The 15,065-nt window shown below is 72.1% G+C and carries 16 protein-coding genes; 5 read left to right on the forward strand and 11 right to left on the reverse strand.

Translation table 11 applies throughout. The features are described 5' to 3' along the window. The first annotated feature begins 331 nt into the window (after window positions 1-331). A complete protein-coding gene (locus ACWC94_RS08455; RefSeq protein ID WP_450795619.1) occupies window positions 332-1,213 on the forward strand; it encodes a hypothetical protein in 882 nt (293 codons plus the stop codon). A gap of 105 nt (window positions 1,214-1,318) precedes the next feature. Beyond that, complete coding sequence (locus tag ACWC94_RS08460) at window positions 1,319-1,690, forward strand: hypothetical protein (protein WP_450795620.1); 372 nt, start codon at window positions 1,319-1,321, stop codon at window positions 1,688-1,690. 12 nt (window positions 1,691-1,702) lie between these two features. On the opposite strand, the gene ACWC94_RS08465 is transcribed toward ACWC94_RS08460, so the two are convergent. Next, window positions 1,703-2,116, reverse strand: coding sequence for a tautomerase family protein (locus ACWC94_RS08465; protein WP_450795621.1), 414 nt, complete (start codon window positions 2,114-2,116; stop codon window positions 1,703-1,705). 160 nt (window positions 2,117-2,276) lie between these two features. On the opposite strand from ACWC94_RS08465, the gene ACWC94_RS08470 reads away from it, so the two are divergent. Then, window positions 2,277-4,292, forward strand: a complete 2,016-nt coding sequence (locus ACWC94_RS08470; RefSeq protein ID WP_450795622.1) for an oxidoreductase — start codon at window positions 2,277-2,279, stop codon at window positions 4,290-4,292. 31 nt (window positions 4,293-4,323) lie between these two features. After that, window positions 4,324-4,869, forward strand: a complete 546-nt coding sequence (locus tag ACWC94_RS08475) for a PadR family transcriptional regulator (RefSeq protein WP_450795623.1) — start codon at window positions 4,324-4,326, stop codon at window positions 4,867-4,869. 7 nt (window positions 4,870-4,876) lie between these two features. On the opposite strand, the gene ACWC94_RS08480 is transcribed toward ACWC94_RS08475, so the two are convergent. Further along, a complete protein-coding gene (locus ACWC94_RS08480) occupies window positions 4,877-5,416 on the reverse strand; it encodes a hypothetical protein (protein WP_450795624.1) in 540 nt (179 codons plus the stop codon). Window positions 5,417-5,595: 179 nt separating this feature from the next. Further along, window positions 5,596-6,570 carry a fibronectin type III domain-containing protein gene (locus tag ACWC94_RS08485; RefSeq protein ID WP_450795625.1) on the reverse strand — a complete coding sequence of 325 codons (975 nt, stop codon included), beginning with the start codon at window positions 6,568-6,570 and terminating at the stop codon, window positions 5,596-5,598. Window positions 6,571-6,986: 416 nt separating this feature from the next. On the opposite strand from ACWC94_RS08485, the gene ACWC94_RS08490 reads away from it, so the two are divergent. Then, a complete protein-coding gene (locus ACWC94_RS08490; protein ID WP_450795626.1) occupies window positions 6,987-7,688 on the forward strand; it encodes a glycoside hydrolase family 75 protein in 702 nt (233 codons plus the stop codon). A gap of 22 nt (window positions 7,689-7,710) precedes the next feature. Here the strand turns inward: ACWC94_RS08490 and ACWC94_RS08495 are convergent, their stop codons facing one another. The 8 genes from ACWC94_RS08495 to ACWC94_RS08530 form a co-directional block, all read right to left on the reverse strand. Further along, window positions 7,711-8,121, reverse strand: a complete 411-nt coding sequence (locus tag ACWC94_RS08495) for a PTS-dependent dihydroxyacetone kinase phosphotransferase subunit DhaM (protein WP_450795627.1) — start codon at window positions 8,119-8,121, stop codon at window positions 7,711-7,713. Window positions 8,122-8,123: 2 nt separating this feature from the next. Continuing rightward, the gene (gene dhaL, locus ACWC94_RS08500) at window positions 8,124-8,723 is read right to left on the reverse strand and encodes a dihydroxyacetone kinase subunit DhaL (protein ID WP_450795628.1); all 600 of its coding nucleotides are present in this window, start codon (window positions 8,721-8,723) and stop codon (window positions 8,124-8,126) included. Window positions 8,724-8,790: 67 nt separating this feature from the next. Then, window positions 8,791-9,783, reverse strand: a complete 993-nt coding sequence (gene dhaK, locus ACWC94_RS08505; protein WP_450795629.1) for a dihydroxyacetone kinase subunit DhaK — start codon at window positions 9,781-9,783, stop codon at window positions 8,791-8,793. Window positions 9,784-10,198: 415 nt separating this feature from the next. Further along, window positions 10,199-11,110 carry a tyrosinase family protein gene (locus ACWC94_RS08510; RefSeq protein ID WP_450795630.1) on the reverse strand — a complete coding sequence of 304 codons (912 nt, stop codon included), beginning with the start codon at window positions 11,108-11,110 and terminating at the stop codon, window positions 10,199-10,201. A 232-nt stretch (window positions 11,111-11,342) separates the two neighbouring features. Beyond that, the gene (locus ACWC94_RS08515; RefSeq protein WP_450795631.1) at window positions 11,343-11,603 is read right to left on the reverse strand and encodes an SHOCT domain-containing protein; all 261 of its coding nucleotides are present in this window, start codon (window positions 11,601-11,603) and stop codon (window positions 11,343-11,345) included. 111 nt (window positions 11,604-11,714) lie between these two features. Continuing rightward, the gene (locus tag ACWC94_RS08520; protein WP_450795632.1) at window positions 11,715-12,863 is read right to left on the reverse strand and encodes a HoxN/HupN/NixA family nickel/cobalt transporter; all 1,149 of its coding nucleotides are present in this window, start codon (window positions 12,861-12,863) and stop codon (window positions 11,715-11,717) included. 126 nt (window positions 12,864-12,989) lie between these two features. Continuing rightward, window positions 12,990-14,096, reverse strand: a complete 1,107-nt coding sequence (locus ACWC94_RS08525) for a sensor histidine kinase (protein WP_450795633.1) — start codon at window positions 14,094-14,096, stop codon at window positions 12,990-12,992. Next, a complete protein-coding gene (locus tag ACWC94_RS08530) occupies window positions 14,093-14,758 on the reverse strand; it encodes a response regulator (protein ID WP_450795634.1) in 666 nt (221 codons plus the stop codon). Before ACWC94_RS08530 ends, ACWC94_RS08525 begins: the two co-directional genes overlap by 4 nt. Window positions 14,759-15,065: the final 307 nt, after the last annotated feature.

Consider the following 15,065-nt stretch of genomic DNA (forward strand, 5'->3'; position numbering starts at 1 on the left):
GCTGCACTCACGCCATGCACCGCCTTCGCCCGTTGGCACGGCACGTCGTCCCCCGTGCCGACTCCCCTGGTTCCACCGCACTCACACCCGACTCCCCGACGCCTTCGCCGGCTACCTCCACCATTACTCACCCCAGCGGTGCACGTTCGACGAAGCCGCCACGCGGGGGCGCGACCGCTCTCCCGGACATCGTGCACGCCGGTGCGGCGGGCCGGGAGAGTTCACGCTCATGTTGCTCCATTGGCCTGTACATGACCACCGCGCCACGCCAGACTGTCCGCCGTCCGAGTGTCTCCCGCCCACCGCCCCGCCCCCGTCCGAGGAGTCGGCCATGCCCGCGTCCGCCCGGCAACGTTGTCACGCAGTTCTCGCCGGACTCGTCACCTTCGCCACCGCCGTCGTCGTGTCGCTCGCCGCACCCGGACCCGCCGCCGCGGCCGACACCTGGACCGAGACCGGTTCCGACCGCGCCGACCCGCTCACCGAGAGCCAGGGGCTGACCTCCGTCGAGATCCCGGCGAACAGCCCCAACCGGTACACGGGCATCGGGACGATCCCGTTCAGCGTCTCCAGCCGCGGCTGGAACCACGTCGGCGACCCGGACGCCTCGTACAACGGCTACTACATCGAGCCCTATCAGCAGGACTCCGGCAACTCGAAGATGTACCGCGTCCAAGCGCCCGACGGCACCTGGTCGGAGTACGTCCACACGCTGAGCCCCGGCGAGGCCCTGAACAACTCCTGGGACGCGATCTCGCCCGACGGCCAGTGGATGCTCTCGGGCGAGTGGGGCACGATGAACCGCCTGCTGGTCTTCCCGGCGCCCGGCGTCAACCCGGCCACCTCGCCCTCCGCGAACCTCCCGCAGGCCTCGACGGTCCACCTGGACCACGCCGTCCGCGACGTCCAGGGCTGCGACTTCTCCGCCCCCACCACCCTGCTGTGCTCCTCCGACGACCCGGACGGCAGCCTCTTCGGCCTCACCAAACCGCTGCTCCAGATCGACCTGTCGGCCCCGCCCAGCGGCTCTTCGGACGTCGTCGGCCATGTGACCGCCCTGCGCCAGCTGCCGCTGCGCAGCTTCTGCTCGGGCACCTTCGAGGCGGAGGGCGTCGACTACGACCGCCGCACCGGCATCCTGCGCGTCATCGTCGTCTCGCCGGGCTTCTGTGTGCTGACGGACAGCAAGACGTACAGGTTCTCCCGCGGCTGAGCCCGCCTGGGGTGTGCGGACCGGCCGGTGGTGCTTTCCTGAGGATGGACGCGGTTCGGCGGGGTACCCCGTTCCACCGCAGCGCGGCCACGAAAGGAGCGATCAATGGCACACACGGAGCGGTCGCATCCGGAAACCGTCACGGTGGAGATCAGCGGTGACAAGGAGGACGCCCGCCTCGTCTTCGACGCGCTGAGCTCCTGCTTCGCGTCCGACCGGGGCGCGGACGAGATCCCTCAGCAGCTCCACGAGGTCCGGCCGATGGTGTGGCTCGGCACCTACGACGTCGCGGACGCCCGTGGCCAGGGCTGCGAGCCGGTCCACCTCGGCGCGTCCGTCCAGGCGGACGTCCAGGGCGGCTACTGGGCCGTGGACCGGTTCCGGCACACGCTGGACGCCATGTTCACCGTCGAGGAGACCTGCACGGCCTCCGGTGACCAGGAGAGGGATCTGCATCTGCGGCTGCAGAGCCGCTGACCTTCCTCCCCGCTACCGCAGCGCCCCGTCCGGCTCCGCGCCGGCCGGGGCGTACTGCGCCTCGCCGTCGCCGAAGGACCAGTCGGCGCACGTGTTCTCGGTGACGGTGACGACGACGTTGCGCTGCTCGGTTCCGGTGCGCTCGTGCACCAGCCCGGCGATCCTCCGGTACAGCGCGCGCTTCAGCTCCGGGGGCCGTCCCGAGCGCATGGTGATCGCGACGAACACCACCGAGCTGTCCTTGCGCACGCCCAGGTGGTCGTCGTAGCGCAGCGTGCTGGTGACGCCGTCGTGGCCGGTCAGCACCTGGAAGCGGTCCTCGGGCGGGACGCCGAGCGTCTCCACCAGAGCGTCGTGGACGGCCTGGCCGAGCGCGTCGAGCCGGGCGGGGTCGGTGCCGAGTGCGTCGATCCGGACGAAGGGCATGGCGGAGCGTCCTTTCGGGGCGGGGATGTGCTTCCCGGTGTGTACATACTAGTAGGTACAGAGTGGCTGGTGTCACGTCGGCCCCCTTGTGCAACTAGTTGCATAAAGGCTCGGCCGTCCTCTACAACAAGAGGCGACGACACCGCGCACGGAGGGCCCGATGAGCCGTTACCCGCACTTGACGACCCCGCTCGACCTCGGCTTCACCACACTGCCCAACCGCGTGCTCATGGGCTCCATGCACGTCGGCCTGGAGGAGGCCGAGCGCGGCTTCGAGCGGATGGCGGCGTTCTACGCGGCCCGCGCCCGCGGCGGTGTCGGCCTCATCGTCACCGGCGGCATCGCACCCAACGAGGAGGGCCGGCCGTACGAGGGCGGCGCCCAGCTCACCACCGAGGCGGAGGCCGAGCAGCACAGGGTCGTCACCGAGGCCGTGCACCGCGAGGGCGGCCGGATCGCGCTGCAGATCCTGCACTTCGGCCGGTACGCCTACCACCAGGACCTCGTCGCGCCGAGCCCCCTGCAGGCGCCGATCAGCCCGTTCGTGCCGCGCGAACTGACCGACGCCGACGTCGAGCGGACCATCGACGACTACGCCCGCGCCGCCCGTCTGGCCCGGCAGGCCGGCTACGACGGCGTGGAGATCATGGGCTCCGAGGGCTACCTCATCAACGAGTTCATCGCCGGGCGGACCAATCAGCGCACCGACCGCTGGGGCGGTTCCTACGAGAACCGGATGCGCTTCCCCGTCGAGATCGTCAAGCGGGTGCGCGAGGCCGTCGGCGAGGACTTCATCGTCGTCTACCGCCTGTCCATGCTGGACCTGGTCCCCGGCGGCTCCTCCCTGGACGAGGTGATCACCCTCGGCAAGGCGGTCGAGGCCGCCGGGGCGACGATCATCAACACCGGCATCGGCTGGCACGAGGCCCGCATCCCGACCATCGCCACCTCCGTGCCGCGCGGCGCCTACACCTGGGTCACCAAGAAGCTGATGGGCGAGGTGTCCGTGCCCCTGGTGACCACCAACCGCATCAACACCCCCGACGTCGCCGAGGAGTTGCTGGCCGGCGGCTACGCGGACATGGTGTCGATGGCCCGCCCGCTGCTCGCCGACCCCGACTTCGTCGCCAAGGCCGCCGCGGGCACACCGGAGGCCATCAACACCTGCATCGGCTGCAACCAGGCCTGCCTCGACCACACCTTCAGCGGGAAGATCACCTCCTGCCTGGTCAACCCGCGCGCCTGCCACGAGACCGAGCTGGTGCTCGCCCCGACCCGGCTGAAGAAGCGCGTCGCCGTCGTCGGCGCCGGCCCGGCCGGACTCGCCTGCGCCGTCTCCGCCGCCGAACGCGGTCACGCGGTCACCCTGTTCGACGCCGCGAGCGAGATCGGCGGCCAGCTCAACGTCGCCCGCAAGGTCCCCGGCAAGCAGGAGTTCGACGAGACGCTGCGCTACTTCCGCCACCAGCTCGACGCCCACGGGGTCGACGTACGCCTCGACACCTGGGTCACCGCCGAGACCGTGGCCGGCTACGACGAGGTCGTCGTCGCCACCGGCGTCACCCCGCGCACCCCGGACATCCCCGGCGTCGACCACCCCCGTGTCCTCGGCTACCTGGAGGTGCTCCGGGACGGCGCTCCCGTCGGCGACCGCGTCGCGATCCTCGGGGCGGGCGGCATCGGCTTCGACGTCGCCGAGTACCTCACCGACGGCGGCGACAAGGCGAGCGAGGACCCCGGGACCTACTTCCGGAACTGGGGCGTCGACATGGAGTACCGGACGCCGGGCGGCCTCGCGGCCCCCCAGCGGCCGGCCCCGCCCCGCCAGGTCCACCTGCTGCAGCGCAAGACCACCAAGGTCGGCGCCGGCCTCGGCAAGACCACCGGCTGGATCCACCGCACCGAGCTGAAGCACCGCGGCGTGACCATGGTCCCGGGCGTGCGCTACGACCGGATCGACGACGCGGGCCTGCACATCACCGTCGGCGGCGAGAGCACGGTCCTGGAGGTCGACACGGTCGTCCTGTGCACCGGCCAGGAGCCGCGTCGCGACCTGTACGAGGAGCTGTCCGCCGCCGGGCGCAGCGTCCATCTGATCGGTGGCGCGGACGTCGCGGCCGAGCTGGACGCCAAGCGGGCCGTCAAGCAGGGCACGGAGCTCGCCGCGGCCCTGTAGGGCGCCCCGAGCACGTCCCTAGGATGAGCCCATGTCACTCCCGCACGCGATCCTCACCGCCCTGCTGGAAAAGCCGTCGTCGGGACTGGAGCTGACCCGCCGGTTCGACAAGTCGATCGGTTACTTCTGGTCCGCGACGCACCAGCAGATCTACCGCGAGCTGGGGAGGCTGGAGGCCGAGGGGTTCATCCGCGCGCTGCCGGCCGAGCAGCCGGCCCGCGGGCAGAAGAAGAACTACGAGGTCCTGCCCGCGGGTCGCGCCGAACTGGCCCGCTGGACCGGCACCGCCCAGGACCCGAGGCCCCAGCGGGACGTGCTCCTGCTGCGGCTGAGGGCCGCGGCGGTGGTCGGCACGGCCGGTCTGGAGGCGGATCTGCGCCGCCATCTGGAGCTGCACCGGCGGCAGTTGGCCACGTACCGGAAGATCGAGGAGCGCGACTTCCCGCCGGACCGCGACGCCCCCGAGGACCGGCTGCGCCACCTCGTGCTGCGGGCCGGGATCGACCTGGAGACCTTCTGGACCCAGTGGCTCACCCACGCCCTGGCGGAGTTCGCCGAACTGCCCGACGCCGACTGAGCCCCGCTCAGAGCCGGTACGGCCGCGAACGCCGGCGCAGGTACCAGCCCGTGGCGATCATTCCGGCGCCTACCAGGGCTCCGCCGAGGCCCAGCGTCAGGGAGCCGTAGTCCCGGGTGGCGCCGCCCGCGCCGCCCATCACACCCCGGGAGGGCGCCGGCGTGGACGTCGACGAGATCGTCGGCGCCGAGGGCGCCGAGACGATCACCGACTGGGCGCCCGCCGTGCTGCCGCTGGAGCAGACCACGACCACGGTGTACGTCCCCGGGCTCACTCCCGACCAGGCCGCGGACTGGCTGATGGTCGTACCCGACAGGGCCACCTGCCGGCCCTGGGCGAAGTTCGCCTGCCGGCTGCCGAGCAGGGCCGCGGTGCCCCAGCTGCCGTTGATCTGGGTGCAGGCGCTGGTGACCACCGAGACGGTGGACCCGGTGGTGCTGACGGAGATGCCCGAAGCCGCGGCGGACGGGCCGGCGAGGGCGGTCGGGAGTGCCGCTGCGGCCGCCAGGAACAGACCGGAGCGGACGAGGAGTCGCGAGGTGTGCATGGGCTGGCCTCCGGCGGCACGGTTGGCGGTACGTCCCATGCGCCGCCGGGGTCGGGAAGCGTCCGTGCGCCTCGGCAGCAGCCAACGCGGCCACGGGCCCGCCCGCACCCCGGAGACACCCGGCCAGGTGACGGTTTCCTCCGTCCGGCGCAAGGCGACACGCCGTGGGGATGCGCCCGTCAGCCGCCCGTGGTCACCGTCCGCTGCGCCGACCAGCCGCCCCAGGTGCCGTCCGGCAGCCGTGCCCGCAGCCGTACCCGGTGCTCCTCGCCCGCGCTCCGGCCGACGTAGAAGCTGTAGCCGGCCCGTCCGCGCGGGGGTGTGCCGCCCCACACCAGCGAGGTGGCCGAGGCGCCGTCGAGCCGGATCTGGTACTCGGTGATCACCCCGTCCACGCGTGGCGGGTCCCAGGACAGGTCGAGGTAGTACGCGCCGCCGGCCCGGTGGGTCGTCATGGTGAAGCCGGTGGGAGCGGTGTTCCGGCCGTCGTCGGTGCCCGGGGTGGTGAGGCGGACCGGGGCGCTCGCGGGGGAGAGGTTGTCGGCGGCGTCGCGGGCCCGCACCGTGAACACGTAGCCGGTGCCGGGGCGCAGTCCGGTCACCACGGTCGCGGTCTGGTCCCCGCCGACGCTGTGGATCTTCGTCCCGCTCTGGTACACGTCGTACGACACCACACCCCGGTCGTCCCGGGAGGCGCCCCAGGACAGCTGGACCGCGCGGCTGCCGACGATCCGCCCGGCGGGTCCCGACGGCCGGGTCGGCGCCGAACGGTCCGCCGCGGCCCTGGCGGGTGTGCGTGTCCGCACCGCCGGGCTCGGCGGGCCGAGCCGGCCCGCGCTGTCCCGGGCCCGCACGGTGAAGGCATACAGGGTGGACGGCCTGAGCCTGGTGACGTCCACCATGTGCTGCGTACCCGGCACTTCCTCCACCATTGTGGTGCCGCGATATACCTCGTAGGCACGGATGCCGGGCCCGTCCGGTACCGCGTTCCACATGACGTGCACGCTCGTGGCGCTGCCCGCCCGCGCGGTGACCCCGGTCGGAGGGCCCGGTGCCCGGCCCTCGTCGCCGTCGGCGGCCCGGTTCCAGCCACAGGCCGCGACCAGCAGCAGGGCCCCGCACACCGGGCCGAGCGGCCAGGGAACGCGTCGCACGGCTCTGCCTCCCCGGGGACGGCGTCGGCGTCACGTAAAGGTCCGGACCAATATGGCGCGGCGGGCGCGGGGTGGCAAGAGGGCCGCGGTGGTGGCCGCTGTGAGCGTTACGTATGCTGATAGTTCTTACGGCTGAACTTCCCGCGAGGGAAGGGAAGTTCATGCCTGTGGCGCGGACACGCTGTCGTCGCCGAACCCGCGCCGGCGCGGGTGGCCGGGGCTCCGGACCGGCTTCGGGCTGGATCCCCGGCCCCTGTTGTCGCCGTCGATTGGGCCGGTCGGTGGAGTTGTCCCTCACGGGGTGTCATAAGCGTGCTCCATCCGGCCGCTTCGGAGTGGCCCGGACTGCCGGAGCCGTGTACCGGCACCACAGTGTGCTGGATGTCCGCCCGTCCCCGTCGAGAGGGTCCCTCATCGTGCGTGTCCCGTCCTTGACGCTGGCCGTCGCCGGCGCCACCCTGCTCGCCCCGGCCGCGCTGCCCGTCCCGGCGGTCGCGCTCCCACCCGGGGAACGGTCCATGGCCCGTGGTGGGGGCGCCGTGGCCGCCACCGATCTGCTGGCCCGGCTGGGGGAGTGTCACCAGATCTCCCGGGGCCGGTACCGCACCGACACCGACAGCCCCGCGAGCGTCCCCGTCTGCGGCACCCGGGGTGCCGTCTACTGGAAGGCCGACCTGGACGTCGACTGCGACGGCCAGTCCACCGCCCGCTGCAACCGCCGTACCGACCCGCAGTTCGCCGACGCGACCGCCTACGAGCAGTCCGACGGCCGCCATCTGAACGCCGAGACCCTGCCCTACATCGTCGTACCGGCCCCGAGCCGTATCTGGAACCCCCGCAAGGACGGTGTACGCGGCGGCTCCATCGCCGCCGTCGTCTACCGGGGCCGGGTGCAGTACGCCGTGGTCGGCGACACGGGTCCGAGCGACCTCATCGGTGAGGCCTCCTACGCCACCGCCCGGCGCCTCGGCATCCGGGCCGACCCGCGCGGCGGCGGGGCCCCCTCCGGTGTCACCTACATCATCTTCAGGAACTCGCGCGTGGAGCACATCGAGGACGACGCCGCGGCGGCAACCGCCGGAGCGCGGCTGGCCAGACTGTTCGTCGCGGACAGATGACCACCGCGTCCCCGGGGCGCGGTCAGGTCTTGCGGTAGCCGTACGCCTCCCTCGCCGCGGCCTCGACCGCGTCCAGGCCGGCGCCGGTGGCGGCGGTGACCACGGCGGCCACCGCGCCCTCGACGAAGGGCGCGTCCACCAGCCGTGACCCGTCCGGCAGTTCGTCGCCCTCGGCGATCAGCGCCTTCACGGTGAGCACGGCACTGCCGAGATCGGTGAGCAGCGCGACCCCGGCACCCCGGTCGACGGAGGCCGCCGCGGCGCAGATCAGCTCGGCGCTGGTGCCGAGCCCGCCGCCCTCGGTACCGCCGGCCGGGGCCACGGGCACCGCCGTGGCCCCGCCCGCCAGCCCCTTCGCCAGTTCGGCGACCGAGGCGGCCACCTCCGCACTGTGCGAGACCAGCACGATCCCGACCAGCTTCTCGTCGCTCACCGTCAGCCCTCCGCCGCTTCTTCCATCGCGGCGATCAGCAGCGCCGACGACGTCGCGCCCGGATCCTGGTGGCCGATGCTGCGCTCGCCGAGATAACTCGCCCGGCCCTTGCGGGCCTGCAGTGGCGTGGTGGCCACCGCGCCCTCCTCGGCGGCGGCCCGCGCGGCGGCGAAGCCGTCACCGAGCGCGTCCACGGCCGGGACCAGAGCGTCGATCATGGTCTTGTCGCCGGGGGCCGCCCCGCCGAGCGCCATCACCCCGTCCACACCCGCGCGCAGCGCCTCGGCCAGCTGCTCCGCGCTGACCTCGGCGGCATCGCCGAGTGCCTTGCCGGTCCGGCGCAGCAGGGTGCCGTACAGCGGCCCGGACGCGCCGCCGACCGTGGAGATGAGCTGCCGCCCGGCGAGGGTCAGTACGGCACCCGGGCTGTCCGGTGCCTCCTTCTCCAGGGCCGTCCGCACGGCCGTGAAGCCGCGCTGCAGATTGCTGCCGTGATCGGCGTCCCCGATGGCCGAGTCGAGGGCGGTGAGCCGGTCCGCCTCGCGGTCGACGGACGCGGCGGTCGCCGCCATCCAACGGCGGAAGAAGTCGGCGTCGAGCACTGGATCTCCTTGCGTGGTAGGGATGATGACCGGCGTGCCACGGGTGAGGGTCGCCTCGTCCGCCGTATCACATCCCCCAGCGCAGCGCCGGGGTCTTCACCGGCGCGTCCCACAACCGCAACAGCTCCTCGTCGGCCTGGCAGAGCGTCACCGACGCGCCCGCCATGTCCAGGGACGTGACGTAGTTGCCGACGAGCGTGCGGGCCACGGCGACGCCACGCTCGCGCAGCACCCGCTGCACCTCGGCGTGGAAACCGAACAGTTCCAGCAGCGGGGTGGCCCCCATGCCGTTGACCAGCACCAGCACGGGGTTGCGCGGGGGCATGTCCTCCAGGATCGCGTTCACCGCGAAGTCGGCGATCTCCCCGGAGGTCATCATCGGCCGCCGCTCCCGGCCCGGCTCACCGTGGATGCCGATGCCCAACTCCAGCTCACCGTCCGGCAGTTCGAAGGTGGGGCTGCCCTTCGCCGGGGTCGTACAGGCGCTGAGGGCCACACCGAAACTGCGCGCGTTCTCGTTCACCTGGCGCCCGATGGCCTCCACGCGTTCCAGTGGCTGTCCCTCGGCCGCGGCGGCACCGGCGATCTTCTCCACGAACAGGGTCGCACCGGTGCCGCGCCGGCCGGCGGTGTAGAGGCTGTCGGTGACGGCCACGTCGTCGTTGACGAGCACCTTGGCGACCTGGATGCCCTCGTCCTCGGCGAGTTCCGCGGCCATGTCGAAGTTCAGCACGTCACCCGTGTAGTTCTTCACGATGAACAGCACCCCCGCGCCGCTGTCCACGGCGGCCGCGGCGCGCGCCATCTGGTCCGGTACGGGCGAGGTGAACACCTCTCCGGGACAGGCGGCGGAGAGCATGCCCGGGCCGACGAACCCGCCGTGCAGCGGCTCGTGCCCCGACCCGCCGCCGGACACCAGCGCGACCTGGCCGGCCACCGGGGCGTCCCGGCGGACGATCACCCGGTTCTCCACGTCCACGGTCAGGTCCGGATACGCGGCCGCCATCCCGCGCAGCGCGTCCGCCACGACGGTCTCCGGCACGTTGATCAGCATCCTCATGGGTATCTCCTCGTGAACGTAGCACTGGGGGCGCAAGACCTGCGTCCTGGCAGGTCACCGGCACAGAGGGCGATTTTTGATCTTGGTGGTTCGGTTGCGTTGTCCGTTGCGGTCGGGGGCGGGTCGTGGCGGGCTTTCGCCGATTCGGCGCTGACCTCGATGACGGGGCGTCAGGCGCCGACGGCCGTCCGGTGGAGGGAGCGGCCCGTCCCGCCTATGGGAAGTATCGACCTTGCGGCACTGAAGGTCACCTGCGACCGTGCGGCATTACGCTGCGTAGCGCCAGGTCGACGGATCGTGTGCGTGGTCGGTGTGGCCGTACGCCGACCGTCCCCGGCCGGCGGCGCCCCTCCAGGCAAGGGGCGCCGCCTCCGCGCGGTCCGCCGTGGTGCTTCGCCGATGCGGCGCCCAAGGGTTACGCGTAGGCGTAACCGAGTTGCGTGATGTCGTCGGCGGTCGTCGCGGTGAACGAAAGCCATGGATCCAGGACGGCGTCCTGGTGGGAGAGCGTCGGCGTTCCGGTGTGCGTCAGCTGCCAGTGGTCCCAGATGCGGTCGACGTTCGCGTGCAGGAGCCAGAAGATCGGGTCCTGGGCCGCCGTGGCGGGGTCGCTGATGGTGCCGTTGCACCAGTTGTGCACGCCGTTGTGGGCGTCGTTCTCCACGCCCCGGGTGAACGACGTGTAGGTCCGCTTCTGCATCAGTGCGTCGACAACCGCCTGGGGCGGGAGGGACGTCCCCGGCGGGCCCGGCCTGTCGCGTGTGACCGTGGGCGGCTGCCACACCCAGTCGGGTCGCGCGTGGTCGTTCGCGTAGTCCCAGTAGGGCACGGTGAGGTCCGCGGACCGGGTGCGCAGGAGGTCCTCGCACTTGAGGGTGTAGACGCGGTGCCAGGGCAGGAATCGCTGGGTGCCGATGGATCCCATCATCGAGTGCATCCGGTGGCTCACGTCCGAGTGAATTGCCGCGAGGGCCTGGTAGCGGCCATCGGCATGGAGGTCCTGCAGGGCCTGGTTGAACCGGTCCCGGTCCGCTGCGCAGAGCTGTCGGTGGTCGACGCGTGTCCGGGTCAGCGACCCGGTCAGCTGCACCAGCCAGTCGTGGAACTCCCGGACCGGCAGCAATGCCTCGGTCGAATCGGGCTGCGCCGCACGTGCATCGGCAGCGGCCCCCGAGACGGCTGCCACATGTCGGTCGAGGCGGAGCGCGAGGGTCTCCGGGACAAGTGCCGGATGGAAGCCCCGGGGTACCGCCAGGCGTGCCAGTTCCTCGCCCGTGGGGAAGCGATTGCTGGCGATGCCTGCTCTGCGGGTCTTCACCGGGGTCACGGGGCCCAAGCCTCTCTGGCCGCAGGGGCGGCCGGGCGAGTGATTCGGGTACGGATTGGCACATGCCACCGTCATGCGCACGACCCGAACAACGATGGACGCGAGCGACCGCTCTCCGGTTCGGGACACGCGGAAGCACACCATGTTCACCCGGGCGAACGGCGGCCCGGTGGCGGCGGGCGCGGGGCTCCTCACCGCAGCGTCGGGGGCAGCCGGTGGTCACGCACTCGGTTCACCTGGGTCCGGGCCGGTGGACGGCGAGGTGTTTGCGCGCCTCGTGGTAGGCGTCCGCGTCGATCTCGCCGGAGGCGAAGCGCCGGTCGAGGATCTCCTCCGGTGTCTCCCTGTGCGTCCACCCGCGATCCGCGCCGTCACCGCGACCGGTCGGGTGCCGTGTCAGATGGACCACGGCCCAGACCGCCAGCCCGATCAGCGCGATCCACAGCAGCGGCATGAACGCCATCCAGACCCAGCCGCCGTCCCAGTACGTCACCGCAGCTCACCTCCCCGGGAGGCATCCCACACCACATTCTCCGTCCGCGCCGGTCCCCGTGCCAGGGCCCTTGGGGGCGGTCACGCCACCGGACGTGACCGGCCGCCGTCGTCAGCCGTGGTCGGGGGAGGGCAGGGCGGAAGGCTGTGTCGCGGACGTGAGCGGGAGGCCTGGGCGCGCGGGATACCGCTCGTCATAGCGGCGCACCTTCCACAGCGCGACGGCGCCGATCCAGGTCACCAGGAAGGTGACCACGATGACGATGCCGATCGTGTTGAGGTCGACGGCGGCCAGCCACGACCAGGGCGCGCGGTCGGCCGCACCGAGCCGCTCCGCGAGCAGGGAGACCAGCTCGACCGTGCCGACGACGAACGCCACGAAGATCGACAGGCCGGTCATGGTGAGGTTGTAGTAGATCTTGCGCACGGGGTTCGAGAACGACCACTCGTACGCCTTCGCCATGAAGACGCCGTCGGTGGTGTCCATCAGGCTCATGCCGGCGGCGAAGATCAGCGGCAGCGCGATGATCGCGAGCGGCGGCAGCGTGCCGTCCGCGGCCGAGCCCGCCGCGAGGCCCAGCGCCCCGACCTGGGTGGCGGTGTCGAAGCCCAGGCCGAAGAGGAGGCCCACGAAGTAGAGCTGCCAGCTGTGCTCGATGAGCTTGTTGTAACGGCCCTTGAAGACGCGGTTCATCAGGCCGCGGTCGGACAGCAGCTGCTCCAGCTCCTCAGGCTGGTGGCGGCCCTGCTTGGCCTCCCGCCAGGTGCGGAAGATCCCGCGCAGCACGGCCAGGTTCATGGCGGCGATGGCGTAGAGGAACACGCCGGAGACCAGCGTGCCGACCACCCCGCCGATCTCGGCGAAGCCGGCCTGGAAGCGGTTCGCCGCCTGCGCGGCGAAGGCGATGCCCAGGGACAGGCCGAACACGACCGACGAGTGGCCGAGCGAGAACGCCAGCCCCAGCCCGAGCGGACGCTTCCCCTTCTGCAGCAGGTAGCGCGTGGTGTCGTCGATCGCCGAGATGTGGTCGGCGTCGAACGCGTGGCGCATTCCCAGGGTGTACGCGAGCCCGGCCGCCCCGGCGTACAGGAGTGTGCCCTGGCTGTCGGCGAGGCCGTGGTACCGGTCGTTGTAGTAGGCGAAGAGGCCGAAGCCCACGACGTGCAGCGCGGCCACGAAGCCGTACATCGCCACCAGGCGGCGTGTCTCGCCCCGGTCGAACCGTCGGTTCGGTCGGACGGATGGGGCGGTCGTGGTCATGGGCGGCTCTCTCGGGACGATGTCGGGGCGGTGCCTTGCTGCGTTGATTCTTCAGATGCGAATTCTATGCAGCAAGAGGGCCGTGCCCGATCCGGTCCCCGGTCGACCGGAGCGGCGGCAAGCCGGTCACGAGGCCGGCTCGACCGGCAGCTCCAGGACAACCTCCCAGCCGCCGTCGCGGGTGGGTCCGAACGTGACGGTGCCGCCGAGGAGGGCGGCGCGCTGCCGCAGGGCGACCAGGCCGTAGTGCGCACTGGGCAGGGGCAGTGCGGGCCGGGTCGGCGCGGTGTTGCCGACCGTGACACGAACGGCGTCGTCCTTGCAGCAGGCGCGTACGGTCGCGGTGGCGCCGGGCGCGTGCTTGCGTACGTTGGTCAGCGCTTCCTGGACGGTGCGGTAGACGGCGCGCTGCAGAGCCGGCGGAAGTCCGGCGGGCAGATCCGTCGTCAGGTCGGTGTCGATACCGCTGGCGTCGATCAGCCGACGCAGGTCGGCCAGGGAGGGCTGCGGAGTGAGTTCCCTGGGGCGGCTGCGGGAGTCGCGCAGGACGTTGACCATGTGCCGCAGCTCGTCGAGTGTCTGCACACTCAGCCGCCGGATGGTGGCCGCGGCCTCCCTCGCTCCGGCGTCCTGCGTGCCGACCTGCAGCGCCCCCGCCCGCACGGCGATCAGGCTCACCTGGTGGGCGACCACGTCATGCATCTCGCGTGCCAGCTGCGCACGCTCCTCGGCCAGGACCGCCTGCGCGCTCAGCCGCCGCTCGTGGTCCCGGGCCTGCGAGATCTCCGCCAGCCGCAGCGACAGATCACACCGGGCCTGAACCAGCTGGCCGAGGAAGACGGGGGCCGCGGCCGTCGCCGCTGTATAGCCCAGAGTGATCAACGCCGAGGCGGTCCACAGGTCCAGATGCGGCGGCGGCGACCAGGAGGTCATGTCGCAGAGCGTAAAGGCCATGGCACACACGGCCAGCAGCACGCGCCTGCGGGTACGCGTGGCCAGGGTGTACAGCGCCGCCAGAGCGGCGAAGGTCGCGTCCGACAGCAGGACGGCGGGCAAGGTGAGCAGGAAGACGGGCAGCGGCCGGCGCCGGCGCAGCAGGAGCAGACAGGCGGCGGCCAGGGCCAGACCCATGCGCAGCGGCTCGTCCACGCCGACGTGCACCCAGACGTCCAGCAGTGCGGCGCCGACGAAGCCGGCGTCGCGCAGTGCGCCGGCCAGGCGGCGGGGCATCATCCCGGCTCCAGGTCTCGGGGCGGTCTGAGGAGTCCTGCGCGTTCGGCGGCCAGGGCCGCCTGGACGCGGCTGCCGACCTCCAGCTTGGTGAGGATGGCGCTCACGTGATCCTTCACCGTGCCGGTGCCCAGGTGCATGCGGGCGGCGATGTCAGCGTTGGACAGTCCCTCGGCGATCAGGACGAGCACGGCGCGTTCGCGTTCGGTCAGCCGGTCCAGGCCGCGGGCGGCGGTTCCCTGGCAGCTGGCCTCGAGGTAACCGTCCACGACGGTCCGTGTGATCTTGGACGACAGGACGGTTCCCCCGTCGGCCAGGGCGCGCACCAGGAACGGCAACTGCTCCGGGTCGGTGTCCTTGAGCAGGAAGCCCGCCGCCCCGCAGCGCAGGGCCGTGGCCACGTACTCGTCCATGTCGAACGTCGTGAGCATGGCCACCACCGGAGGCTGCGGCAGCCGGCGCAGCTCGGCCAGGACGGACAGTCCGTCCACGTCCGGCATGCGGATGTCCAGCAGTACGACGTCCGGGCGCATCTCCCGCGCCGTCCGTACCGCCTCCCCGCCGGGAACCGCCGCCACGACCTCGAGATCGTCCGCGGCGTCCAGGATGCACCGGAAGCCCGTACGGATCAGGGCCTCGTCGTCGACCACCAGTACCCGGACCACGCACGCTCCCACTCGCCGTCGGATCACCGTCCGTCGTACCACGCCGGGCGGCGCCCCGCTCCCCGAGACGGATGACCGGCCAGGTGGCGGGGCCGGGGCCGGCCGGTCGGCGGGGACGCTCCGGCCTGCTGCCGGATGGTTACGGCGACGGGGTGCGCGAACCCTGGAGAACGTGGAACGCAACGGGTCGGACCGAGGCGGCGCCGGCGGCGGTGGAGACCGCTCGCTGCGGCCGCAAGGGGGCCGGGACGACGGCCGAGCGGCATCGACCTGGCGGTGTCGCATCCCGGCGGCGTCACGCCGGGCC

This window comes from Streptomyces sp. NPDC001135 (genome assembly GCF_053598395.1).

Excerpts from the sequence above, each read along its gene's own strand:
- ACWC94_RS08460 (WP_450795620.1), top strand. The coding sequence starts at position 1,319 with ATGGCACACACGGAGCGGTCGCATCCGGAAACCGTCACGGTGGAGATC.
- dhaK (WP_450795629.1), bottom strand. The coding sequence starts at position 9,783 with ATGAGGATGCTGATCAACGTGCCGGAGACCGTCGTGGCGGACGCGCTG.
- ACWC94_RS08470 (WP_450795622.1), top strand. The coding sequence starts at position 2,277 with ATGAGCCGTTACCCGCACTTGACGACCCCGCTCGACCTCGGCTTCACC.
- ACWC94_RS08455 (WP_450795619.1), top strand. The coding sequence starts at position 332 with ATGCCCGCGTCCGCCCGGCAACGTTGTCACGCAGTTCTCGCCGGACTC.
- ACWC94_RS08465 (WP_450795621.1), bottom strand. The coding sequence starts at position 2,116 with ATGCCCTTCGTCCGGATCGACGCACTCGGCACCGACCCCGCCCGGCTC.
- ACWC94_RS08525 (WP_450795633.1), bottom strand. The coding sequence starts at position 14,096 with ATGATGCCCCGCCGCCTGGCCGGCGCACTGCGCGACGCCGGCTTCGTC.
- ACWC94_RS08475 (WP_450795623.1), top strand. The coding sequence starts at position 4,324 with ATGTCACTCCCGCACGCGATCCTCACCGCCCTGCTGGAAAAGCCGTCG.
- ACWC94_RS08480 (WP_450795624.1), bottom strand. The coding sequence starts at position 5,416 with ATGCACACCTCGCGACTCCTCGTCCGCTCCGGTCTGTTCCTGGCGGCC.
- ACWC94_RS08520 (WP_450795632.1), bottom strand. The coding sequence starts at position 12,863 with ATGACCACGACCGCCCCATCCGTCCGACCGAACCGACGGTTCGACCGG.